Source organism: Pseudomonas sp. p50(2008), from assembly GCF_015351605.1.
GTDB lineage: Bacteria > Pseudomonadota > Gammaproteobacteria > Pseudomonadales > Pseudomonadaceae > Aquipseudomonas.
Genome location: NZ_JACMYF010000001.1, coordinates 1080542 through 1104435, shown reverse-complemented (window position 1 = coordinate 1104435; position 23894 = coordinate 1080542). Strand labels below are relative to the sequence as shown.

The following is a 23894-nucleotide window of genomic DNA, read 5'->3' as shown; positions in this document are numbered from 1 at the left end:
TCCACAGGGTGAAGCTGCTCAATCCCGGGCAGCTCCACCTGAAACTTGTGGCTTACGGCTGCAAGTATCCCAATTTCCTCTTGATCAGCTCGTACACTTCTTTATGGGTGGAATTATGCAGGGAGTTATCCTTGCAAGCAGAAGCCAGGAACGTTTTGACCTCTTCCTTGGCGTGAGGGTAAAGACTCGCCACGTAGTCGGCCTCGTGGGTCTGAGTGCAGTTGAAGTGCTTGTCGTCTTTCGCTTTGTCTCTAGCCATGATGAAACTCCTTTCGAGTTCAAATAAGTGTCGATGCCAGGGCCTTTTTGCCCCAAACGTTGCTGAGCTTAGGGGCACCGCAAGTCCTTGTCTGGCCTTCGGGAAAATCAGGAAGAGGACGTAGGAAAGAACATGTGTTCACCGAAGAGTTAAACGAAAAAGCCCCATAACCAAACACGTTACGGGGCTTTTTCGCTTTCAGTGCCAGCCATGTTTACCGATAACAAGCGACTAAAACGTAGGCGGCGTAATCACCCAAATCACCACCGCATCCACGTCCCCAGGATTGCCGTACCGATGGGGCTCCTGACTGGAAAAACTGAAACTGTCTCCCTCACTTAACTGAAAATGCCGTTCCCCCACCCACAACTCAAAAATCCCCGACAGCAAATACCCAGCTTCTTCACCTTCATGGCTGTAACTTTGCTGGCTGTAAGTGCCGGGCGGAAAACGTGAGTGCAGCATCTCCAATTGCCGGTTCGGTTGCGGCGTCAGTAGTTGATCAACAATCCCGTCTTCGTAATGCACGCTCATTCGCGTGTTCTTGCGCACCACGACGCCGTTGTCCTCCGGCGCGGTGTTGGCCTCGCTGGCGAAGAACCACTGGATGGTCACGCCCAGGCTGCGGGCAATGTTGAACAGGGCAGGGATGGAGGGGTACGCCAGATTGCGTTCAAGCTGGCTGATGTACCCCGCCGTCAGTTCGCTCATCTGCGCCAGTTCGGCCAGGGTCATGCCCCGGCGTTTGCGCAGGCCGCGAATGCGCGTACCCAGGAACTGCGGCTCTGCCGGGGAGCTGTCCTGTGTGGGCGCGCTGCGGGCAGGCGGCATCTTGCTGCTGTTGCTCATGGCGTGCTCCGAACCGGGGGGAGGCTCGCGCGCGAGCCTGCGTGTAAAAGCCCCGGAGTATAAAACAGGCTCAAAGCTCCCAGGCGACTTTCAAACCTTCGTAAATCGCCTCTTCGGCGGTGCGCGGTGCAAGGCAGTCGCCGATGCGCCGAAACTCCACCAGGCCTTGCAGTTCTGCGCCCAGGGTATCGACGGGTTGATGGCCCTGACAGAGCACCAGTGTGTCGACGTTTTCGAACAGCATCGGCTCGCCGCTGGCGGTGTGCTGCAGGTAAACGGTGTTGTCGTCGCAACCATACAGCCGGGCGTACGGCGTAATCGGAATGCCCAGTTTGTGCAGTTCGCCAGCCAGTTGATCGCGCACATACAGCGGCAGGTTTTCCCCGCAGTGCGTGCCGTTCACCGCGAGTTGCACCTGATGCCCCGCGCGCACCAATCGTTCGGCGATGCCGGGGCCGATCCAGTCGCAACGCCAATCGACCACCACCACCGAACGCCCGATCTGCACCTCATCGCGTAGCACTTGCCAGGCGTCCACCACCTGCAACTCGCCGCCGCGTTCGAAGGCCGGCCAATACGGCTCGGCGCCTGTCGCGACGATCACCATGTCGGGTCGTTCACGCTCCACCAATGCCCGGTCGACACGGGTATTGCGCACGACGCGCACGCCAGCCAGTTCCATCTCCCGTTGCAGGTTGGTGCTGGCGCCGCCGAATTCACTGCGCCGGGGTAGAAGCTGCGCGAGCAGAACCTGGCCACCCAGCTGCGAATTGGCCTCGTAGAGGGTGACGTCGTGCCCACGCTGAGCGGCGACCGCAGCGGCTTTCATTCCGGCAGGCCCGCCGCCGGCAATCATGATGCGTTTACGCTGTCCCGTAGGTTGCCGCTGGCCAAAGATCAGCTCGCGCCCGGTCTCCGGGGCTTGAATGCAGGAGATCGGCAGACCTTTATGGAAGTGGCCGATGCACGCCTGATTGCAGGCGATGCACGCCCGTACATCCTCGACATGTCCAGTGTCGGTCTTGTTGGGCATTTGCGGGTCGCAGATGAGTGCGCGGGTCATGCCGCAGACGTCGGCCTGACCGCGCGCCAGGATCAACTCGGCTTCCTGAGGTTGATTGATGCGTCCGGTGACGAACAGCGGGATCGACAGGCCGGCCTTGAACGTCCCTGCCTCCTTGGCCAGGTACGCAGCTTCGATGGCCATGGGCGGCACGATGTGCACCGCACCACCCAGCGAGGCCGATGTTCCCGCGACGATGTGCACGTAATCCAGCAGCGGTTGCAGCGACTGGACGGCCGCGAGGGATTCGTCTTCGGTCAGCCCTTCGGGATCCCGCTCATCGGCGGAGATGCGCAGGCCGATGATGAACTGTTCGTCGGTGCTGGCGCGCACCGACGCAATCACTTCACGCAGGAAACGCAGGCGCTGTTCCAGCTCGCCGTTGTAGCCGTCGGTGCGACGATTGACCCGCGGGTTGATGAATTGCGCCGGCAGATATCCATGGCTGGCAACCACTTCCACGCCATCGATCCCGGCCTGATACAGGCGTTTCGCTGCTGCACCGTAACCGGCAACGATCTCGTCGATCATCACTTGATCCAGCGCCCGCGGCATCACCCGAAACCGCTCGTTGGGCACCGCGGAAGCGGAGTAGGCAACCGCCAGCAGGCCATCACTGGACTCCATGATTTCACGCCCCGGATGGAACACCTGCGACAGCACCACCGTGCCGTGTTCATGGCAGGTTTGTGCCAGTTTGCGGTAACCCTCGATGCACGCGTCATCGGTGGCCATCAGCACGTGGGAGGTGTAACGGGCGCTGTCATGCACACCGGCCACCTGCAGCACGATCAGCCCGGCACCGCCTTCAGCTCGTGCTTTGTGGTAGGCGATCAATTGATCATTCACCAGGTTGTCGGTGGGCATCGAGGTGTCGTGACCGCTCGACATGATGCGGTTTTTCAGGCGTTTTCCACGCAACTGCAACGGTTCGAAAAGGTGCGCAAAAGCGCTGGACGAGGTCGGCATGGTGCAGGTACTCCAGGCAGGCTGAAGCCGAAAGGCCGTTTTTCGGCGATTATTATTTTTCTATAAGAATTTACCATCAGTAAAAAATCAACAGAATTCTTTACTAGCGTTTGTTTGGCAGATCAACGGACAGAAATCCTCGAAGAGATGTAATAAGGGTGTTACATGCCGTTACTTGACTTACACAGGACGATCAAATCTCAACATCTTAGTGCTATTCATGACAAGAACAGCCTGCTTAACATTGGAGGGTAGAGGCGTGACAGAAAACAATAATAAACAAAGCCCTGAGGTCTACAATGAAGCTGCGTTCCTTATTTGGTGTCGTTGTTTTTTCAGTGTCCGGAAGTTATTTGAAAGTGCAGGCGGAAGAATCCTCGGGTGGTTTTGTTGAGGACAGTACGGCAAAGATTATCGCAAGAAACATGTATTTTAATCGGAACTCGCTGTCCCATTATCCCGATGATCGAGGATGGGGGCAGGGTTTCCAGATGGACTATCAATCCGGATTTACCCAAGGGCAGGTCGGATTCGGTATTGATGCAAGTGCCTACACCGCTTACAAACTGGACGGTGGTCGCGGTACGGTTGGAACAGGGATGTTTCCTGCTGACGGTGACGGTGAAAGAACCGAGTCATCGACACTCAACGCGTCGGTGAAAATGAAAGTGTCGAACACGGTATTAAAGTATGGCGACCTGCGCCCCTATAACCCGGTGTTCGCTACGCCCGACTTGCGACTGATGCCCATGACCACCCGGGGCATACAGTTGTTAAGTGATGATATCGACAAGGTCAGCATCGATATCGGGCATTTCTACTCTACAATGGGCTATACCAGCACTGGCCACGACGGTGGTTTCATGGCCGGTTACGCCGCAGTGGAAGCTGGCGATGTGGACTACGCCGGCCTAACCTACACGCCGGTGGAGGAAGGCAGTGTCGGCTTCTACGCCTCCCGCGCGCAAGACCTGTGGCGTCAGTACTACGTCAACGGGAATTACAGCCTGGCGTTAGGTACTGAACAATCCCTGAGCTTCGACTTCAACCTCTACCGCTCTCTGGACGAGGGCCAGGCCCGTGCCGGGGATATCAACGTCACCGCCTGGTCGTTAGCCAATGCCTATGCCAACGGTCCACACACTGTCACGTTGTCCTATCAGAAAATCCAGGGAAGTCAGCCGTTCGATTATTTGATGGCCTCGGACGGTACTTACATGGACTCCATTTATTTGGCTAACTCTTCACAGTACGGGGACTTCAACGGCCCCGGCGAACAATCAGTCGGATTGGCGTATGAATATGATTTTGGCTCAACGGGCGTCTTGCATACGACGTTGTCTTTCAAATACATCTACGGGTTCGATATCGATAATGAAAAAGTCGATCCTGATGGTTTGTATGCCTACTTCGCTCATTCGGATAAGCAAATAGAACGAGATGTTGACCTTAAAACAGTTGTTGAAAGTGGTCCGTTGAAGGATCTTTCGGTTCGAGTGCGGTATGCCGAACACGCTTTTACCGGAGATAGCGTCAAACAACTAAGAATCATCACCCAATACCCGTTCGATCTTTTCTAATAAATTTCGCGACGCCCAATAACAATAAAAGAGGTATTACATGAAGCTTAAGTGCATAGCGTTGGCAGTATCACTCTCGACCATGGCGTTGTCCGCCCAGGCCGACACTTTGTACATCCATGCGGGTCGCCTGGTGGATGTCGAGCGCGGCAAAGTGCTCACAGACCACCGCATCAAGGTGGATGGCGATCGCATCGTGGCTGTCGAGCCCTGGAGCGCTCCACCGGCCGACAGCAAGGTCATTGACTGGTCGACCAAGACTGTCCTGCCGGGCCTTATCGATATGCATACGCACATCGCCGATTGGGACATGACAAACAACGTGGCCGAACCGCTCCTGCATTCACCTCAGGACTACGCGTTGTTAGGTGCCAAACACGCCTATCAAACCTTGCGTGCAGGTTTTACCACCGTCCACGACGTGGGCACCTATCGAGCCTTTACCGATGTTTCGCTGCGGGATGCGATCAACGCCCATCAGGTGCTGGGGCCGCGTATGAACGTTGTCGGTGCTTATATCGGGGTCGCCGGCGGCGGCGGGGAAGTCACGGGATTTGCTCCCGGAGTTTCCATTCCAGACGATATGCGGGTCGGCGTGTACCGCGATGCCAATGACGCGAAACTCAAGACCCGCTACCTGTTCCAGCATGGCGTGGACACCATCAAGATGGTCGGTACAGGCGCGGTACTGGCCGAAGGGACCGAACCCGGTCAGATGGAAATGAGCGAAGACGAAATGCGGGCGGTGGTGCAGGAAGCCAAGGTTCATAAAAGCTATGCCACTGTTCACGCCCATGGCGCCGACGGCATCAAAGCTGCCATTCGTGCAGGGGTGAAATCCGTGGAACATGCTTCGTTACTCGACGACGAAGGCGTCAAGTTGGCCAAGGACAACGGGACCTATCTGGTCATGGACATCTACAACGGTGACTACATCGATAAAGTGGGGCGCGAGGAAAAGTGGCCGGAAGACTACTTGCGTAAAAATACTGAAACCACTGAAGTCCAGCGCGAAGGTTTCCGCAAAGCGGTGAAGGCCGGGGTTAAAATCGCCTATGGCACGGATGCGGGCATTTACCCTCATGGCAAAAATGCCCGACAGTTTGCCTACATGGTGAAGTACGGCATGACCCCCATGCAGGCGATCCAGTCCGCTACCTTGGTTGCCGCCGACTTGCTGAATTGGCAGCAGGACGTAGGCGCCGTGAGTGCCGGTCGATTTGCCGACATGATCGCCGTCGATGGCGATCCGATCGCCGACATCTCAATCCTCGAGAAAACACCGGTGGTCATGAAGGGCGGCGCGATTGTTCCTTCCGATGTATTCCCCGAGATGTAAACGGGATCTACGTCTGGAGTCGGCGAGGGTAGTTGCTGTACAGTCGTTCAGTTCGTGAACGGCTCGCTCAGGGCTCAACTCTCGCCTCCAGGAACGTCCTCCAATGACACAGGAAGTCCGATTCTCCAGAATGGCGCCAGAACTGCGCAAAACCAATCTCATCGAGGCAACGCTTGTTTGCCTCAAGCGCCATGGCTTTCAGGGCGCCTCCATCCGCAAGATCTCCGCCGAGGCCGGTGTCTCCGTCGGCCTCATCAGTCATCACTATTCCGGCAAAGACGAACTGGTCGCAGAAGCCTATCTGGCGGTGACCGGCCGTGTGATGGGCTTGTTACGCGCCGCGATGGAGCAGGCAGCACCCAATGCCCGCGAGCGTTTTTCGGCCTTCTTCCGGGGCTCGTTTTCCGCTGAGCTGCTGGACCCGCAACTGCTCGATGCCTGGCTGGCGTTCTGGGGCGCGGTGAAAACGGCGGAAGCGATCAACCTTGCGCACGAACATTCCTACGGCGAGTACCGCGGCATCCTGCGCAAGGTGCTGAATGAGCTGGCACAGGAGGAGGGCTGGGAAAACTTTGATTCCGACCTGGCGGCCATCAGCCTCAGTGCATTGCTCGACGGCTTGTGGCTGGAATCCGGATTGAACCCCGGCACCTTCACCCCGGAACAGGGCATCCAGATTTGTGAAGCCTGGGTCGATGGATTGCAAGCCGGCGGTCGACAGAGATTTTGCGTCCAGACGACGGGCTGTTGATCGATCGTTCAGCAGTGGATACTCTCTGGCGCCAGTGCAGGAAAAAACTCTAATAAGAAACACGCCTTCGGGCACACGCGGGAACCTAGCGATGACTCCTCGGGTATTGATCGTCGATGACGATCCGCTGATTCGCGAACTGCTGCAGGCCTACCTGTCCCAGGAAGGTTATGAAGTGCATTGCGCCGCCACCGCGGAACTGGCCGAAACCTTTCTGGCGAGCCATTCCGTCGACCTGGTGATGCTCGATATCCGCTTGCCGGGCAAGGACGGCCTGACCCTTACCCGAGAACTGCGGGTCCGCTCCGAGGTCGGGATCATTCTGATCACCGGCCGCAACGATGAAATCGATCGTATCGTCGGCCTTGAGTGCGGCGCCGATGATTACGTGATCAAACCCCTCAATCCACGCGAACTGGTCTCCCGGGCTAAGAACCTCATCCGCCGGGTTCGTCATGCCCATACCCCGCAACCGGTTGCGAGTATTTCCCGGCCCGTCAAACAGTTCGCGGCCTGGGCGCTGGACACCGATCGCAGGCGTTTGATCGACCAGAGTGGCTGCGAAACCCTGCTGACCCACGGCGAGTACCAGCTGCTCAGCGTGTTCCTGCGTAACAGCGGCCATACCCTGAGTCGCGATCAATTGATGGACCAGATCCGCAACCGTGAATGGGTGCCTAACGACCGCTCCATCGACGTGCTGGTCGGGCGCTTGCGTCGCAAGTTGCACGACGATCCGGCCGAGCCGCAGTTGATCATTACCATCCATGGTGCCGGCTATCTATTCACCGCCAGCGCGGCGGCCTGAGCACGATGCGGCAGTGGCTCGTTTGTATTTTGATGCTGTTGGCCACGGGTGTGATGGCTGCGGAAAAGGTCCGCTACTGCGACTACCCGGTCTACCCACCCATCTCCTGGAGCGACGGCAAATACATGCGTGGCCTGGCCCCCAGTGTGGTGAATGAACTGTTTGCGCGATTGGGCTATGAAGTCGAAATGGTCGAGTTGGACAACTGGAATCGCTGCGTTCTGGACGCCGCCGAGGGTCGGGTAGATGTGGTACTGGCTTACCGGACCGCGGAGCGTGAACACGGTCTGGTGTTCTCGACGGTGCCGGTGTTGCGCGAAGAGGTGGCCGTGTTCATCAACCGTCAGCACCCGGTAAAAATCGATCGTCTCGAAGACCTGGCCAATTACCGGGGCGGCTTTTTGTTCGGCGAAAGTTACGGCGAAGTGTTCGACCGCTTCGTCGCCGAACATCAGAACTTTGAAAGGGTATCGGACAGCCGTCAGAACTTCGGAAAACTGATGCGTGGACGCATCGATTTCATCGTCTCGGAACGGCGCACAGGACAAATGCAAGTCGATACGCTGGCGGGTGCACAGGACATCGTCGCCTTGCGCAATTCTTTTGGCGTGGACTCTCTGCGCGTGGCCGTCTCTCGGCGTTCGTCCCTGGCCAGGCGGATGCCGGAGATCAATGAACAGTTGCAGCACATGATTGACTCGGGACAGGTCGACCGCCTGCTGGCTGAAAGTGAAGCCATTTACCGCGACCTCCTGAAACCGCCCACGAGTTCACCATGATTCATGCGCGCCCGGTCGGGCTGCTGCGTCGGCTCCTGTTGTACATTCTGTTCTTCAGTCTGTGTTTCACGGTGCTGGCGAGCAGCGTGCAGTTGTACTTCGAATACCAACGCGAAATGCGCGACATCGACTCGCGCATGGAGCTGATTCGCGCCGGCTATCTCGCGAGTCTGGAACGCAGTCTCTGGGACTTGAACCAGGACCAGCTCAATGTGCAACTCCGCGGCCTGGTGGACTTCTCAGACGTGGCGCGTGTTCGTTTGATCAGCCCCGATTTCAATCTGCTGCAAGGTAATCCCGACCCGGCAGGGGCATTGCGCATCGAGCGTTTTGAACTGGACTATCAACCGCCGTCAGGACCGTTGCGGCATCTGGGTCAATTGGAAGTCAGCACCGATCTCGGCGCGGTGCATGAACGTCTATACACCACGGGATTGACCAGCCTGTTGTGGATGAGTGTGTTCCTGTGCGGGTTGGCGGTCGTGCTCTCGGCGTTGTTTTACCGCTTGGTCACGCGTCATCTGCAAGTGATGGCCGACTTTGCCCGACGCATCGCTGCGGGCGACTGGCACGAGCCGCTGCACCTGGACAAAAGATCGCACCCTGACGAAGACGAAATCGACACCGTGGCCTATGCGCTCGACGACATGCGTCGAGCGATACTCAGCGATATTGCCCGGCGCGAAACCGATCGATTGGCCCTGCAGACCAACCGCGATGAACTGCAGCGCAGGGTCGAGCGCCGCACCGCCAGCCTGATGCGCGCCAAGGACGAAGCTGAAGCGGCCAACCTCGCCAAGTCGCGTTTTCTCGCGACCATGAGCCACGAACTGCGCACACCGCTCAACGGCATTCTTGGTATGGCCGAATTGCTGCGCGACGCCCGTCTGGATGAGCGCGACGGCAAACGTCTGGATGCGTTGTACAAGGCTGGCGAAGGGTTGCTGTCGATCCTCAACGAGGTGCTGTATTTCGCCCGGCTGGAAGAGGGCGAAAGTCATCCCGAGCCGGTCAATTTTTCCCTGCGACAATTGCTCGATGAAGTGTTGACGCTGCTTGAGCCACGGGCATCGAGCAACGACACGATGCTGCAATGCCGGGTCGATCCACAGGTGGCGGACCGACATCTTGGGGCCGAGCAATTCCTGCGTCAGGTGCTCAGTAACTTGCTGGCGAATGCGATCAAGTTCACCGAAGGCGGCGAGGTCACGGTGGAGGTCATCCTGCTGCCTGCCGTTTCTGATCACGCTGCTCATTGGCTACGCGTGAGCGTGACCGACAACGGCATTGGCATCGCGCCGGCGATGCAGGAAAAGATCTTCGAACGCTTCACCCAGGCCAGTGAAGAAGTCGCGCAACGCTTCGGCGGCACCGGGCTCGGGCTGGCGATCAGCAAGCACCTGGTGGAACAGTTGGGCGGGCGGATCGGCGTTGACAGTGAAGTCGGGCGGGGCAGCTGTTTCTGGTTTGAACTGGCGTTGCAACCGACCGCTGCGGCGGCCAGTGTGAAGTTGAGCAGCGTCCCGGGCTGCGCGCTGAACATTCTGGTGGTCGAGGACGTGGCGCTGAACCGCGAAGTGGTCAACGGATTGTTGCAGCGGGACGGGCATCAGGTCTGGTTCGCCGAAGAAGCCCGGCAGGCACTGACGCTATGCACCGCGCAGAGATTCGATTTGATCCTGCTCGACGTGCATTTGCCTGGCATCAGTGGCGTCGAGTTGTGCAAACAGCTGCGCAGTGAAGACGGGCCCAATCGTCACAGCCGAATCTTCGCCCTGACCGCCAGCGTGCAGCCGGCTCTGGTGCGCGGCTACCTGGATGCCGGCATGGACGCCATCCTCGCCAAACCGCTGAAGCTCGACAATCTGCGTCAGGCATTGTCCGGCCAATCGCCGGTGCCGGTGCCGCAACGTGATGACGACGCGATGGATTGGCCGCTGCTGGACACGCATCGCACCTTGCTCGGAGAACAGAAACTCCTGGGCTTGCTGGAGGTGTTGCGCGACTCGATCAAACAGCACAGCGAAGCACTGACGGAAGCCATTGATGCCGGCGATTGCACCGAAGTCGCGCACCTGGCGCACCGGTTAGCCGGCAGCAGCGATTCGCTTGGATTCCGCGCATTGGCCAACGTACTGCGAGCGCTGGAGGAGGCCGCGATAATCAATGACGAAGCGGCGTTGCGAGTGCTGGCACCGCAGGTTCATGAGCAACTGCGGCACTCCCGCCAGACTTTGGGCGATCTGTTACACGCCTGACGTACAAGTTTGTTACGACTTTTTACATCTTTGATCCTTGCGTACAACTCCAGCTTACATGGTCTTCCAATAATCGATGGCAACCGCCGCAAGCGCGGTCTTCGAAGCTTATTGGAGATAATAATAATGAAACGCCGTAATGCTGACTCTTCCCCGCGCCGTGACGTCCTGTCATTCGCCATGCACCTCGTCAAATACTGAGGTGCCGATATGAGCAAACCTATCGAACGCGAAGGCATCCACCTCACTCGAGCCCTGAAAAGCCGGCACATTTTCATGTTGTCGCTGGGCGGCGTCATCGGCACCGGATTGTTCATGGGGTCCGGCGTCATCATCAATCAAAGCGGCCCGGTGGGCGCGATTCTGGCTTACCTGGTCGCTGGTTTCCTGATGTACCTGGTGATGGTTTGCCTGGGCGAGCTGTCCGTGCAAATGCCGGTGTCGGGCTCCTTCCAGACCCACGCCACCAAATTCATCGGACCGGCCACAGGCTTCATGATCGGCTGGGTGTACTGGATGAGCTGGGCCACCACCGTCGGCCTGGAATTCACCGCCGCTGGCATGTTGATGCAGCGCTGGTTTCCGGACATCCCGATCTGGTACTGGTCAGCATTGTTCGTGGCAGTGTTGTTCGGCCTGAACGCGCTGGCGACCCGTGCCTTCGGTGAGGCGGAGTACTGGTTCTCCGGCATCAAGGTTGCGGCGATTCTCGGGTTCATCGTGGTCGGTATCCTGGTGATCTTCGGCGCTATTCCGTTGACCAGCGGCGCACCGGCGCCTCTGTTGACCAACCTGGTGGGTGACTCGCTGTTCCCCCACGGCCTGTCGGCGGTGTTCGCGGTGATGATGACCGTGGTCTACGCGTTCCAGGGGTGCGAAATCATGGGCGTGGCGGCTGGCGAAACCGATCAGCCGGAAAAAAGCATTCCCCGCGCGGTCCGCAATGTCGTGTTTCGTGTGTTGATTTTCTATGTGCTGGCCATCGTAGTGCTCTCGGCCATTGTGCCGTGGGAGCAGGCGGGGCTGATGGAGAGTCCGTTCGTGCAGGTGTTCGACATGGTCGGCATTCCGTACGCCGCCGACTTGATGAACTTCGTGATCCTTACCGCGATTCTGTCGGTCGGTAACTCGGGTCTGTATGCCTCGACGCGCATTTTGTGGGCCATGTCGAAAACCGGCATGGCGCCAAGAGGCCTGTCGACGTTGAGCAAACGTGGCGTGCCATTGCGGGCGCTGAGCATCACCCTGTGCTTCGCGCTCGTGTCACTGATGACCAGCTTCATCGCGGCGGACACGTTGTTCATGGTGTTGATGGCGGTCAGTGGCATGTCGGGCACCGTGACCTGGATCGTTATCGCGCTGGCGCAGTACAAGTTCCGCAAGGCCTTCCTGCGTGATGGCGGCAAACTCAGCGACCTGAAATACCGTGCGCCATTGTTCCCGCTGATTCCGCTGACGTGTATTGCACTGTGCTGCTCGCTGTTTGTGTTCCTGGCACTGGATGAGACGCAACGCCCTTCGCTGTATTGGGGCTTTGGTTTCATCATGGTCTGCTACAGCGCTTACTTCCTGATCTACCGTAAACGCCAGGGCGTGCTGGCGCCGAGCTTGCCGTCCGTGTAACTGCGCGGGGCAAACTGAAAACGCGATGGGTGACCGTCGCGTTTTTTTATGCCCGCCAATCGCCCCCGGCGCTCCAGGGGTATTGGGGTATCGGGATGAATTGTGGAGTTCGGAAAAGCCCTCGGTGTACCCAGTTGTTCAAAGTTGTAACAAACCCATCCCTGTCTTCGCGTCAAGAAACAAAAAAGCCTTAAAAAACAGAAAGATAAGTGGTTTTCGCGTCTGTTACAGCCATTCATCCCCCCAATTGCCGCCTTACTGAACACTCGTTTAGTATGACCCCAAGTCGCATCACCTCATTCCAATCAAAATAATTCGAGGACTCGCAATGACTACTCAACCTTCTCTGCTCAGCCAGGTCGAAGCAGGCGTTGCCTGGATCACCCTCAATCGCACCGCTCAGCGCAACGCGCTGGATATTCCGACCCTGAAAAACCTCCACGCCCTGCTCGATGAATTCAACGCCGATCCCGCCGTGCGTGTCGTCGTATTGACCGGCAGTGGCCGCAGTTTCTGTGCCGGTGCCGACCTCGCTGAATGGGCCGAAGCCGAGGCCCGTGGCGCGCTCGAAAGCTACGGCTGGACCGAAACCGCCCACGCCCTGATGAGCCGCCTGTACAGCCTGGAAAAACCGACCATCGCCGCAATCAATGGCACTGCTGTGGGCGCCGGCATGGACCTGACGCTGTGCTGCGACCTGCGCATCGCTGCGCAATCGGCACGCTTCAAGGCCGGCTACACCAGCATGGCGTATTCCCCGGACGCCGGTGCCAGCTGGCACCTGCCTCGGTTGATCGGCACTGAGCAAGCCAAGCGCCTGCTGTTTCTCGATGAGTTGTGGGGGGCAGACCGTGCCCTGGCGACCGGACTCGTAGGTGAAGTGTGCGCCGACGAGCAACTGCTCGACGTCACCGGTGAGTTGGCAACCCGCCTGGCCAACGGCCCAACCTTCGCCTTCGTCCAGACCAAAAAACTCATGCGCGAAGGCGCCCAGCGCAGCCTGCCGGAACAACTGCAAGCCGAGCTCGCCGCCGGCCTGCTCTGCGGTCGCAGCGAGGACGGTGCCGAGGCCTTGCGCGCTTCCGTGGAAAAACGCCCGGCCCGGTTTGTCGGTCGATAAAACCGCTTCTGCCTTGCACCTCTAACCCGCACACGAACAACAGGTAGCACCCATGAATTTCCAACTGACCCAAGAACAAGAAATGTTGGTGGACGCAGTACGCAGCTTCGTCGCCAAGGAACTGCTGCCTCACGAAGATGCGGTTGATCGTGCCGACGAAGTCTCCCCGGAATTGGCGGCCGAGATCCGCGGCAAGGCCATCGCCGCCGGATTCTATGCCTTCAACATGCCGGAAGAAGTCGGCGGTGGCGGTCTCGATTACCTGTCCCAGGCGCTGATCGAGCGGGAGCTGTCCAAGGTGTCATGGGCGCTGCACGTGTTCGTCGCACGTCCTTCAAAAATCCTCATGGCGTGCACCGGCAGCCAGATTGGCGACTACCTGCTGCCGTGTATTCAAGGCGAGAAAATCGACTGCTTCGCGCTCACCGAGCCGGGTGCCGGTTCCGATGCGAATGCGATCAAAACCCGTGCCGTGCGCGACGGTGATGACTTCGTTTTGAACGGTAGCAAGCATTTCATCAGCCACGCTGGCCACGCCGATTTCGCCATCGTTTTCGCGGTCACCGACACCTACGAACACAACGGCAAAAAGCGCAACGCCGTGACCTCGTTCCTGGTGGATCGCGACACGCCGGGCATGACCATTCGCCGTGGCCCCAAGTGCGTGAGCAACCGCGGTTACCACACCTTCGAAATGTTCTTCGACGACTGCCGCGTACCCGCGAGCAAAGTCCTGGGTGAAGTCGGCAAGGGCTGGGAAGTGGCCAATGCCTGGCTGACGGCAGGGCGCGTGATGGTCGCCGCCAACTGCGTCGGCCAGGCCCAACGGGCACTCGACGTGTCGCTGCAATGGGCGGCGGACCGCAAGCAGTTCGGCCAGCCGATCGGTACCTACCAGGGCATCTCGTTCAAGCTCGCGGACATGGCCACGCAGATTCGTGCGGCTGAGCTTCTGACCCTGCACACCGCCTGGAAAATGGACCAGGGCACGATGACCGACGGCGAGGCCGGCATGGCCAAATTGTTCGCCAGTGAAGTGCTCGGCCGCGCGGCTGATGAGGCGGTGCAGATCTTCGGCGGCATGGGCCTGATGGATGAAGGACCGGTGGAACGCATCTGGCGTAACGCGCGGATCGAGCGGATCTGGGAAGGCACCTCGGAAATCCAGCGTCACATCATTTCCCGCGAGCTACTGCGGCCGCTGCTGCGCTGATCGGCCTGGAGAACAAGCATGTCGCAGACTATTCGTGAAAACCTCAAACGCCTGCTCGCGCCGCGCCACCTGGCGTTCGTCGGTGGCCGCAGCATGGCGCGCGCGCTCAAGCGTTGCGCCGAAGGTGGCTACCAGGGGCAAATGTGGCTGGTGAATCCGCAGCATGAAAGCCTCGAAGGTGTGCCCTGTGTGCCCGGCATCGACGCGCTGCCCTGGGGCCCGGACGCTGTGTTCATCGCCACCAATCGCGAGCTGACCCTGACCGCCGTGGCGCAGCTGGCGGCAAGAGGCGCTGGCGGTGTGATCTGCTACGCCTCTGGGTTTGCCGAGACCGGAGCAGAAGGCCAGGCCCTGCAGCAACAGTTGCTCGAGGCGGCCGGCGACATGGCCCTGCTCGGTCCCAATTGCTACGGCTTGCTCGACTACCTGCACAGCTCGGCGTTATGGCCGGTGGCCCACGGCGGCAAGCCGGTGGAGAAGGGTGTCGCCGTGCTGACCCAGAGCGGCAACTTTGCCTACAACCTGTCCATGAGCGACCGCTCGCTGCCGGTTGCGTACATGGCATCGGTCGGTAATCAAGCACAACTGGGCGTCGCTGAATTGATGGACGTGCTGCTCGACGAACCTCGGGTCACCGCCATCGGCCTGCACATGGAAGGACTGAAAAACGTTCCGGGATTTGCCCGGGCCGCGCACAAGGCGCTGGAAAAGGGCATTCCGATTATTGCCCTGAAAACCGGTGTGTCGCAGATCGGCGCCGAACTCGCCCTCAGTCACACCAGTTCGCTCTCCGGATCCGATGCGCTGTACGACAGCCTTTTCGCACGTCTTGGCGTGATCCGCGTCAGTGGTCCGGTGAGCTTTGTCGAAACGCTCAAGGCCGCTGCTTGCGGAAAATTGCCCTCGGGCAATAGCCTGATTGCACTGGCCTGTTCCGGTGGCGACGCCGGACTGATTGCCGACTATGCCGAACGCAACGACCTGATGTTGCCCAAGCTCGATGAAGGTCAGCGCGAAGAGCTTGCCCAGGTGCTACCGAGCTACGCCAACCTGGTCAATCCGCTGGATTTCACCACGGCGATCTGGGGTGACGGCGAAGCGCTGAACCGCATGCTCGACAGCGCCCTGCGCACCGAGGCTGATGCGGCCATGCTGGTGCTCGATTACCCGACGGAGTCCACCGGCGAACGCAAGGAATGCGACCTGCTGCTGGAGCTTTACTGCGCCGCGCTGGTCCGTCACGGCAAGACCGGTTTTGTCACCTCGGCCTTCCCTGAATTGCTGCCGGCCAGCGCGCGTGAATTGCTGCATGCCCGAGGCGTCGCTGCGCTGCAAGGTGTGGAAGACGGCTTGACCGCCTGGGGACTGATCGCCGGTTATCAGCGCAACCGTGAGGCGCTGCTCGCGCTGGGCGAATCGGCACTCGTGCCGCTGTGCCCCCAGGCACTGGAAGACGAGGGTCGCCTGCTCAACGAGTGGGATTCCAAGCAGGCGCTGCGTGCCTTCGGACTGCCGACCCCCAACGGTGTACTGAGCACACCGGCGAAGGCACTCACCGACGCCAACGCGTTGGGTTACCCGCTGGTGCTCAAAGCCGTCAGCGCGCAGTTGCCGCACAAAACCGAAGCCGGTGCCGTCGCGCTTAATTTGAAGGATGGCGCGGCCCTGACCGCCGCGCTGGAAACGATGCGCGCGAGCATCGCCGATTACGCGCCGCAGGTGCCCTTTGATCAGGTGTTGCTGGAACCCATGGCTTCAGCACCACTGGCTGAATTGATCGTCGGCATCAAACGCGAAAATGACTTCGGCCTGGCCCTCGTGTTCGGCGCTGGCGGCATTCTGGTGGAGCTGCTCAAGGACAGTCGCAGCCTGCTGCTGCCGACCACCGATGGCGCTATTCGCGCTGCGTTGCTGAGCCTGCGCAGTGCCGCATTGCTGCAGGGTTTTCGCGGTCGTGAAGCGGCTGACCTGGAGGCGCTGGTCGCGGCCATTCGCTCGGTGGCCGATTACGCCTGTGAGAACGCCGATCAATTGCTGGAACTCGATGTGAACCCATTGTTGGTCGGTGCCCATGGCACGACTGCGGTCGACGCGTTGATTCGCCTTGGCCACGAGTGAGGATATGAACATGCAAACCACGACATTGACCGGCGGCCAGGCCCTGGTCCGTCTGCTGGCCAACTACGGCGTTGACACCGTGTTCGGCATTCCCGGCGTGCACACGCTGGAACTGTATCGCGGCCTGCCGGGCAGCGGCATTCGCCACGTCCTGACCCGCCATGAACAAGGCGCCAGTTTCATGGCCGATGGGTATGCCCGCGTCAGTGGCAAACCGGGGGTGTGCTTCATCATCACCGGGCCGGGCGTGACCAACGCTGCGACCGGTATCGGCCAGGCGTACGCCGACTCGATTCCGATGCTGGTGATCTCCAGCGTCAACCACACGGCCAGCCTCGGAAAAGGCTGGGGGTGCCTGCATGAAACTCAGGATCAGCGCGCCATGACCGCGCCGATCACGGCGTTCTCGGCGGTAGCGTTAAGCGCCGAGGACCTGCCCGAACTGATCGCCCGCGCCTACGCCGTATTCGACAGCGAACGCCCGCGTCCGGTGCACATCTCGGTGCCGCTGGACGTGCTGTCGGCACAAGTGGCCCGCGACTGGAGTAACGACGTCGTACGCCGTCCGGGTCGTGGCCCGGCGTCGACCCGCGCATTGGACGAAGCCGTCGCCACGCTGCAAAACGCCAAACGGCCGATGATCATTGCCGGTGGTGGCGCACTTAATGCGGCGCAGGAACTGCAGGCACTGAGCACCCAATTGGCCGCGCCATTATTCACCAGCGTTGCAGGCAAAGGCCTGCTGCCACCGGACGCGCCGCTCAATGCCGGCTCGTCCCTGTGCGTGGAACCTGGCTGGAACCTGATCGCCGAAGCCGATGTGGTGTTGGCAGTCGGTACTGAAATGGCCGATACCGATTTCTGGCGCGAGCGCCTGCCGCTCAACGCCCAACTGCTGCGCGTGGACATCGACCCGCGCAAGTTCAACGACTTCTACCCCTGCGCGGTGGCGCTGCAAGGCGATGCGCAGCAGACCCTCGCGGGCTTGCTCGAGCGCCTGCCATCCGCCCCTCGTGATGCCACGGCGGCGATTGATGCGGTCACCCAACTGCGTGAAGCCGTCAAAAACGGCCACGGTCCTTTGCAGTCGATTCACCAGGCCATTCTCGAGCGCATCGCTGCCGAGTTGCCGGTCAATGCCTTCATCAGCACCGACATGACCCAGCTGGCCTACACCGGCAATTACGCCTTCGACAGCCTGGCACCCCGCAGCTGGTTACACCCGACCGGCTACGGCACCTTGGGTTATGGCCTGCCCGCCGGTATCGGCGCCAAGTTCGGTGCGCCAACGCGACCTGGCCTGGTACTGGTCGGCGACGGCGGTTTTCTCTACACCGCGCAGGAACTGGCGACGGCGGTCGAGGAACTGGACAGCCCATTGGTGGTGCTGCTGTGGAACAACGACGCCCTGGGGCAGATTCGCGACGACATGCTGGGCCTGGACATCGAGCCGATCGGCGTGCTGCCACGCAACCCGGACTTTGCCGCCCTGGGTCGCGCGTTCGGTTGCACCGTGACCCAGCCGCAAAGCCTGGCCGAACTGCAAACCGATTTGCGCCATGGCTTCAAGCGTAACGGCGTCACGCTGATCGAACTCAAGCATGCCTGTGCGCATTGATTCCCATTTTTCGGCGCTTTTCAAAAGGAGCAGGCCATGCGCTTTTCCGATCTGACACAACGAATCTCCGGTGACGGTGCTGCCGCGTGGGACATTCATTACCGCGCCCTGGCGCTGCAGGAGCAGGGCGAAGACATCCTGCTGCTGTCGGTGGGCGATCCGGATTTCGACACCCCGGTGCCGATCGTTCAGGCCGCCATCGACAGCTTGTTGAACGGCAACACTCACTACGCCGATGTCCGTGGCAAACGCGCCCTTCGTGAAAGCATCGCCCGGCGTCATCAGCAGCGCAGCGGTCAGGCCGTATCGGCCGATGAAGTCACGGTGTTGGCCGGTGCCCAATGTGCACTGTTTTGCGTCGCCCAGTGCGTGCTCAACCCCGGGGATGAAGTGATCGTCGCCGAGCCGATGTACGTGACTTATGAAGCGGTGTTCGGGGCGTGCGGGGCGGTGGTGATTCCGGTGCCGGTGCGTCCGGAAAATGGCTTTCGGGTGCTGCCCGAAGACGTCGCGGCGCGCATCACCCCGCGCACCCGCGCCCTGGCGCTGAACAGCCCGCACAACCCGTCGGGTGCCAGCCTCCCGCGAAGCACTTGGCAGGCCCTGGCCGAACTGTGCATCGCCCACGACCTGTGGCTGATTTCCGATGAGGTCTATAGCGAATTGTTGTTCGAGGGTGAGCACGTCAGTCCGGCCAGTTTGCCGGGCATGGCTGAACGCACCGCGACGCTCAACAGCTTGTCGAAATCCCACGCCATGACCGGTTGGCGCGTGGGTTGGGTGGTCGCGCCGCCAGCGCTTTCCACGCACCTGGAAAACCTCGCGCTGTGCATGTTGTACGGCTCACCCGACTTCATCCAGGACGCCGCTATCGTGGCGCTGGACAGCCAGCTTCCAGAACTCGACGCCATGCGTGAAGCCTATCGCCAGCGCCGCGACCTGGTCTGCGAAAGCCTCGCCGATTGCCCGGGGCTGCGGGCCTTGAAACCTGATGGCGGGATGTTCGTGATGGTCGACATTCGTGACACCGGGCTTAGCGCACAGGCCTTCGCCAATCGCCTGCTCGACCGGCATGGCGTCTCGGTGCTGGCCGGTGAAGCGTTCGGCCCCAGTGCTGCCGGGCATATTCGCTTGGGGCTGGTGGTCAACGCGCAAGCCTTGAGTGATGCCTGCCAGCGCATCGCACGTTGTGCCAGTGAACTGATGGAGACGCCGATTTATGCATGACTACACCACGCTGTTTATCGATGGCCGCTGGCAGACACCGTCGGGGCAAGGTATCGCCGAGGTCATCAACCCGGCCACCGAAGCCGTCGCAGGGTCGGTGCCGCTGGGCGATGAACGTGATGTCGACCACGCGGTTGCCGCCGCCCGTCGCGCCTTTGCTTCATGGTCGCGCACGCCTTCGAGCGTGCGTGCCGGCTACATTCGCGCCCTCGCCGAACAGCTGCGCGAGCGAGCTGACGAGATGGCCTCGGTGATCACCGCCGAGCTGGGGATGCCGGTGCAATGGTGCCGTTCGGTTCAGGTCGACGGGCCGATCGAAGGGCTTGAGCAATACATCGAACTCGCCGGCCTGATGGACGACGTTCGCGAGGTCGGCAACTCGTTGGTGATTCGCGAAGCGGTGGGCGTGTGCGCGTTCATCAACCCGTGGAATTACCCGCTGCACCAGTTGATCGGCAAACTCGCCCCGGCACTCGCCGCCGGTTGCACCGTGGTGGTCAAACCCAGTCAGGAAACCCCGTTGCACGCGTTCTTGCTGGCGCAGATGATTGAAGCGATCGGCTTGCCGGCGGGCGTGTTCAACCTGGTCAGCGGGCCCGGTTCGAAGGTCGGTGAAGCCCTGGCCAAACACCCGGACGTGGACATGGTGTCGTTCACCGGCTCCACCGGCGCGGGCGTACGGGTGGCGCAAGCCGCGGCACCTTCGGTCAAGCGCGTGTGCCTGGAACTGGGTGGCAAGTCGGCGCTGCTGATTGCCGAGGACGCCGACCTGGCCGCCGCCGTGCGCTACGGCGTGCAGGACGTGATGATCAACTCCGGGCAGACCTGCACCGCGTTGACCCGCATGTTGCTGCCGGCCAGTCGCTATGCCGAGGCCGTGGAACTGGCAATTGCCGAAGCCCAAAGCCTGCGCATGGGTGATCCGCTGGACCCGCAAAGCTTCCTCGGGCCGATGTGTTCGGCGGCCCAACGGCGCACGGTACTCGACTACATCCAGACCGGTTTGCAGGAGGGCGCGCGATTAGTGTGCGGTGGCGAAGCGTCGCAGGAATTCGAGCGCGGTTTCTATGTCAGCCCGACCGTGTTCGCGGATGTCGACAACCGCATGCGCATCGCCCAGGAAGAAATCTTCGGCCCGGTGCTGTGCCTGATTCCCTACGACGACGAAGCGCAGGCCATCCAGATCGCCAACGATTCACCGTTCGGCCTGTCCAGCGGGGTCTGGGCCGGCAGTCATGAACGGGCCTTGAGCCTGGGGCGGCAACTGCGCGCGGGACAGTGCTTTCTCAATGGCGCGGCGTTCAATTATCAAGCGCCGTTCGGTGGCTACAAACAATCGGGCAATGGCCGTGAATGGGGGGAGGAAGGGCTCAACGAATTCGTCGAAGTGAAGGCGATTCAGGTGTGAGTCCTGATGAGGTAAACGATTGACGCACCGGGCCATGGCCCGGTGCTTTGCGTGGTTTCGAACCGATATTTCATTACTTTTGGCAGCGTTTGATCAGGGGCAATGCAATGAGCGATAACAACAACAAAATTACTCAAGCGAACCAGACTTTCAGTTTTCCTCGCAGAGACTTCTTGAGGTACAGCGCCACCGCAGTAGCAGTCGCCGGGGCGTTTTCCATGGGCTTGCCAATGGGCGCCTTCGCCGCAGAAGCCACACCAAAACCGGGCGGCGTCTTGCGCCTTGGCCTGGCCGGTGGCAGCACCACCGACTCCCGGGATCCCGGCACCTGGGTCGATACCTTCACCTTCGTCGGCTTCTCCGCGATCTATAACACCCTCACCGAAATCGCCGTGGACGGCACGGCAATCCCGGAACTGGCCGAGAGCTGGACCTCGACACCGGACGCTCGCATCTGGACCTTCAAGTTGCGTCCGGGCGTGACCTTCCACAACGGCAAAACGCTGACGGCCGAGGATGTCGTTGCCTCGATCCAGCATCACCTCGGTGAAAAATCCACGTCCGCCGCCAAGACCGTGTTGGGCGACGTCGCCAAGGTCAGCGCCCAAGGCGCCGACAGCGTGGTGTTCGAACTGCATTCGGGCAACGCGGACTTCTCGTACGTGGTCGCCGATTACCATCTGGTGATCATGCCGAGCAAAGACGGTGTGCCGGATTGGCAGGCCGGCATCGGAACCGGTGGCTATCGCCTCAAGGATTTCGAACCGGGTGTGCGCATGGGCCTGGAGCGCAGCCCCGACTACTGGAAACCCGGCCGCGCGCATTTCGCCAGTGCCGAGCTGCTGGCGATTGCCGACGGCGCCGCACGCATCAATGCGCTGGTGACCGGGCAGGTCGACGTGATCAACAAGGTCGACTTGAAAACCGTGGCATTGCTCAAGCGCAATCCCAACCTGGTGATCGAAGAAACCAAAGGCGCCCAGCACTACACCTTCCCGATGTTGTGCGATGCCCAGCAGTTCAAGGACAACAATATTCGCATGGCCATGAAACACGCCGTCAACCGCGAAACGCTGCTGGCATCGGTGTTGTATGGCTATGGCCTGGTGGGTAACGATCACCCGATCCAGCCCGGCAGCCGTTTCATCAACACGGCGCTGGAGCAGCGGACTTACGACCCGGACAAGTCGCGTTTCTACTTGCGCCAGGCCGGGGTCGATTCTTTGAAAGTTCGCTTGCAGGCCTCCGACGCCGCCTACTCCGGCGCGGTGGATGCATCGGTCCTGTTCAAGGAGCAGGCGCGCCAGGCAGGGATCGATATCGATGTGGTTCGCGAACCCGTCGATGGCTACTTCTCCAACGTCTGGATGAAACAGCCCTTCACCACCTCGTTCTGGTACAGCAGCCTGACGGCCGACCGCATGTTCAGCATCGGTTACGCCAAGGGTGCCGCCTGGAACGAAACGCACTGGGACAACCCGCGTTTCAACCAATTGCTAAACGCTGCTCGGGGCGAATTGAACGACCCGCTGCGTCGCGAGATGTACAACGAAATGCAGTCGTTGTGCCGGGATGACGGCGGGGCGATCGTGCCGTTGTTCGCCAGTTCGGTGGCGGCGCGCTCCAACCGCGTCGCCCACGGCAGCCAGACCGCGCCGTACGGCGAACTGGACGGCTTGCGCGTCATCGAGCGCTGGTGGCAGGCGTAAAGCTGTCGCTATTGCGGTAATTCCGAGCGGCTACCGCAGGTGGAATTACCGCAAGTCTCATGTAGCAGCTGGCGAAGCCTGCGTTCGGCTGCTAAGCAGTCGTGAAATCAGGGCACGCGGTGTTTCAGGTCAATCGAGCAAGCAGGTATTACGCCTGCTTCGCAGCCGGACGCAGGCTTCGCCAGCTGCTACAGGTTTGCGCAAGGCGTAAATGCCTGCTTGCTCCAACGAGGAACTGTGCAGTGAACAGTATTTTCAAGTTGCTATTACAACGTCTGGCACTCGGCCTGCTATCGCTGTTCGCGGTATCGGTCATCATCTTCCTGGCCGTCGGCATGCTCCCGGGTGACATCGCCCAGGCCATGCTCGGCCAGTCCGCCACGCCGGAAACCGTCGCGGCCTATCGCACTCAACTGGGGCTGGACCTCCCGCCGCTCACCCGCTTCGGGCACTGGATCTGGAACGTGGTGCAAGGTGACCTCGGCGTCTCCCTGGCCAATCAACGGCCCATCGCCGATCTCGTCGCTTCGCGCCTGGGCAACACCTTCAGCCTGGCCCTGTTGGCCGCGCTGGTTTCAGTGCCGCTGGCTTTGTTGCTGGGCATGCTCGCAGCGCTCTATCGCAACAGCTGGTTCGACCGCGTGCTCAACACCTCGGCCCTGAGCGCGGTGTCGTTTCCCGAGTTCTTCGTTGCCTATCTGCTGATCCTGGTGTTCGCGGTGAAGCTCAACTGGTTTCCGAGCATCTCCAACCTCGCACCCGACGCCTCACTGGGCACGATACTGGAGCGCTCGGTATTGCCGGTCGCCACCCTGAGCCTGGTGGTGATTGCGCAGATGATGCGCATGACGCGCGCCTCGTTGATCAACCTGTTGGCGAGCCCCTACATCGAGATGGCGCGGCTCAAAGGCATCAGCCAGTCCCGCATCATCTTCCGTCACGCTTTACCCAACGCCCTGGCGCCCATCGTCAACGTGGTAGCGCTGAACCTCGCGTACCTGGTGGTCGGCGTGGTGGTGGTCGAAGTGGTGTTCGTCTATCCGGGCCTCGGCCAACTGCTGGTGGACTCGGTGGCCAAGCGCGACATCCCGGTGGTTCAGGCGTGCAGCCTGATTTTCGCCGCGACCTACATCCTGCTCAACACCTCTGCCGATGTGCTGTCCATCGCCAGCAACCCACGCCTGATGCATCCGAAGGGGTAGT

Annotated in this window: 18 protein-coding genes; 15 read left to right on the top strand and 3 right to left on the bottom strand. The window is 60.4% G+C overall.

The genetic code is table 11. From position 1 onward, the window contains the following. Positions 1 to 52 precede the first annotated feature (52 nt). The 3 genes from H7698_RS04940 to H7698_RS04930 all read right to left on the bottom strand — a co-directional run bounded on the left by H7698_RS04940 (position 53) and on the right by H7698_RS04930 (position 3140). On the bottom strand, positions 53 to 259 hold the full coding sequence (locus H7698_RS04940; protein WP_194690753.1) for a hypothetical protein: 207 nt from the start codon (positions 257 to 259) through the stop codon (positions 53 to 55). Positions 260 to 490: 231 nt separating this feature from the next. After that, positions 491 to 1090, bottom strand: coding sequence for a cupin domain-containing protein (locus H7698_RS04935; protein WP_194690784.1), 600 nt, complete (start codon positions 1088 to 1090; stop codon positions 491 to 493). Positions 1091 to 1178: 88 nt separating this feature from the next. Next, positions 1179 to 3140, bottom strand: coding sequence for an oxidoreductase (locus H7698_RS04930; RefSeq protein ID WP_194690752.1), 1962 nt, complete (start codon positions 3138 to 3140; stop codon positions 1179 to 1181). 299 nt (positions 3141 to 3439) lie between these two features. Between H7698_RS04930 and H7698_RS04925 the strand changes: the two genes are divergently transcribed. The 15 genes from H7698_RS04925 (at position 3440) to H7698_RS04855 (ending at position 23893) form a co-directional block, all read left to right on the top strand. Continuing rightward, complete coding sequence (locus H7698_RS04925; protein ID WP_194690751.1) at positions 3440 to 4720, top strand: OprD family outer membrane porin; 1281 nt, start codon at positions 3440 to 3442, stop codon at positions 4718 to 4720. A 40-nt stretch (positions 4721 to 4760) separates the two neighbouring features. After that, a complete protein-coding gene (locus H7698_RS04920; RefSeq protein ID WP_194690750.1) occupies positions 4761 to 6059 on the top strand; it encodes a Xaa-Pro dipeptidase in 1299 nt (432 codons plus the stop codon). A 103-nt stretch (positions 6060 to 6162) separates the two neighbouring features. Next, on the top strand, positions 6163 to 6810 hold the full coding sequence (locus H7698_RS04915) for a TetR family transcriptional regulator C-terminal domain-containing protein (protein WP_162439479.1): 648 nt from the start codon (positions 6163 to 6165) through the stop codon (positions 6808 to 6810). Positions 6811 to 6901: 91 nt separating this feature from the next. Then, complete coding sequence (locus H7698_RS04910; RefSeq protein ID WP_162439480.1) at positions 6902 to 7618, top strand: response regulator; 717 nt, start codon at positions 6902 to 6904, stop codon at positions 7616 to 7618. Between the two features lie 5 nt (positions 7619 to 7623). Then, positions 7624 to 8397 carry a substrate-binding periplasmic protein gene (locus H7698_RS04905; RefSeq protein WP_194690749.1) on the top strand — a complete coding sequence of 258 codons (774 nt, stop codon included), beginning with the start codon at positions 7624 to 7626 and terminating at the stop codon, positions 8395 to 8397. Further along, positions 8394 to 10655, top strand: coding sequence for an ATP-binding protein (locus tag H7698_RS04900; RefSeq protein ID WP_194690748.1), 2262 nt, complete (start codon positions 8394 to 8396; stop codon positions 10653 to 10655). Before H7698_RS04905 ends, H7698_RS04900 begins: the two co-directional genes overlap by 4 nt. Before the next feature lie 210 nt (positions 10656 to 10865). Continuing rightward, the gene (locus H7698_RS04895; protein ID WP_162439483.1) at positions 10866 to 12278 is read left to right on the top strand and encodes an amino acid permease; all 1413 of its coding nucleotides are present in this window, start codon (positions 10866 to 10868) and stop codon (positions 12276 to 12278) included. A gap of 328 nt (positions 12279 to 12606) precedes the next feature. Continuing rightward, entirely contained in the window at positions 12607 to 13398 is a 792-nt protein-coding gene (locus H7698_RS04890) for an enoyl-CoA hydratase/isomerase family protein (RefSeq protein ID WP_194690747.1), read from the top strand. A 52-nt stretch (positions 13399 to 13450) separates the two neighbouring features. Beyond that, the gene (locus H7698_RS04885; RefSeq protein WP_194690746.1) at positions 13451 to 14611 is read left to right on the top strand and encodes an acyl-CoA dehydrogenase family protein; all 1161 of its coding nucleotides are present in this window, start codon (positions 13451 to 13453) and stop codon (positions 14609 to 14611) included. Positions 14612 to 14629: 18 nt separating this feature from the next. After that, positions 14630 to 16729 (top strand): acetate--CoA ligase family protein, encoded by a 2100-nt coding sequence (locus H7698_RS04880; protein WP_194690745.1) that lies wholly within the window; start codon positions 14630 to 14632, stop codon positions 16727 to 16729. A 10-nt stretch (positions 16730 to 16739) separates the two neighbouring features. Then, positions 16740 to 18347, top strand: coding sequence for a 5-guanidino-2-oxopentanoate decarboxylase (locus tag H7698_RS04875; RefSeq protein ID WP_194690783.1), 1608 nt, complete (start codon positions 16740 to 16742; stop codon positions 18345 to 18347). Between the two features lie 36 nt (positions 18348 to 18383). Further along, positions 18384 to 19574 (top strand): pyridoxal phosphate-dependent aminotransferase, encoded by a 1191-nt coding sequence (locus H7698_RS04870; protein WP_162441120.1) that lies wholly within the window; start codon positions 18384 to 18386, stop codon positions 19572 to 19574. Further along, positions 19567 to 20982 carry an aldehyde dehydrogenase family protein gene (locus H7698_RS04865; protein WP_194690744.1) on the top strand — a complete coding sequence of 472 codons (1416 nt, stop codon included), beginning with the start codon at positions 19567 to 19569 and terminating at the stop codon, positions 20980 to 20982. The genes H7698_RS04870 and H7698_RS04865 overlap by 8 nt, the downstream gene beginning before the upstream one ends. A 107-nt stretch (positions 20983 to 21089) precedes the next feature. Beyond that, positions 21090 to 22691 (top strand): ABC transporter substrate-binding protein, encoded by a 1602-nt coding sequence (locus tag H7698_RS04860; protein WP_194690743.1) that lies wholly within the window; start codon positions 21090 to 21092, stop codon positions 22689 to 22691. A 242-nt stretch (positions 22692 to 22933) separates the two neighbouring features. Beyond that, on the top strand, positions 22934 to 23893 hold the full coding sequence (locus tag H7698_RS04855; protein ID WP_194690742.1) for an ABC transporter permease: 960 nt from the start codon (positions 22934 to 22936) through the stop codon (positions 23891 to 23893). Position 23894 lies beyond the last annotated feature (1 nt).

Bases quoted from the DNA above. Each gene is read 5' to 3' on its own strand.
- H7698_RS04930 (WP_194690752.1), bottom strand. From the start codon at position 3,140: ATGCCGACCTCGTCCAGCGCTTTTGCGCACCTTTTCGAACCGTTGCAG.
- H7698_RS04875 (WP_194690783.1), top strand. From the start codon at position 16,740: ATGCAAACCACGACATTGACCGGCGGCCAGGCCCTGGTCCGTCTGCTG.
- H7698_RS04860 (WP_194690743.1), top strand. From the start codon at position 21,090: ATGAGCGATAACAACAACAAAATTACTCAAGCGAACCAGACTTTCAGT.
- H7698_RS04905 (WP_194690749.1), top strand. From the start codon at position 7,624: ATGCGGCAGTGGCTCGTTTGTATTTTGATGCTGTTGGCCACGGGTGTG.
- H7698_RS04880 (WP_194690745.1), top strand. From the start codon at position 14,630: ATGTCGCAGACTATTCGTGAAAACCTCAAACGCCTGCTCGCGCCGCGC.
- H7698_RS04925 (WP_194690751.1), top strand. From the start codon at position 3,440: ATGAAGCTGCGTTCCTTATTTGGTGTCGTTGTTTTTTCAGTGTCCGGA.
- H7698_RS04910 (WP_162439480.1), top strand. From the start codon at position 6,902: ATGACTCCTCGGGTATTGATCGTCGATGACGATCCGCTGATTCGCGAA.
- H7698_RS04935 (WP_194690784.1), bottom strand. From the start codon at position 1,090: ATGCCGCCTGCCCGCAGCGCGCCCACACAGGACAGCTCCCCGGCAGAG.
- H7698_RS04900 (WP_194690748.1), top strand. From the start codon at position 8,394: ATGATTCATGCGCGCCCGGTCGGGCTGCTGCGTCGGCTCCTGTTGTAC.
- H7698_RS04870 (WP_162441120.1), top strand. From the start codon at position 18,384: ATGCGCTTTTCCGATCTGACACAACGAATCTCCGGTGACGGTGCTGCC.
- H7698_RS04890 (WP_194690747.1), top strand. From the start codon at position 12,607: ATGACTACTCAACCTTCTCTGCTCAGCCAGGTCGAAGCAGGCGTTGCC.
- H7698_RS04920 (WP_194690750.1), top strand. From the start codon at position 4,761: ATGAAGCTTAAGTGCATAGCGTTGGCAGTATCACTCTCGACCATGGCG.
- H7698_RS04865 (WP_194690744.1), top strand. From the start codon at position 19,567: ATGCATGACTACACCACGCTGTTTATCGATGGCCGCTGGCAGACACCG.
- H7698_RS04915 (WP_162439479.1), top strand. From the start codon at position 6,163: ATGACACAGGAAGTCCGATTCTCCAGAATGGCGCCAGAACTGCGCAAA.
- H7698_RS04940 (WP_194690753.1), bottom strand. From the start codon at position 259: ATGGCTAGAGACAAAGCGAAAGACGACAAGCACTTCAACTGCACTCAG.
- H7698_RS04885 (WP_194690746.1), top strand. From the start codon at position 13,451: ATGAATTTCCAACTGACCCAAGAACAAGAAATGTTGGTGGACGCAGTA.
- H7698_RS04895 (WP_162439483.1), top strand. From the start codon at position 10,866: ATGAGCAAACCTATCGAACGCGAAGGCATCCACCTCACTCGAGCCCTG.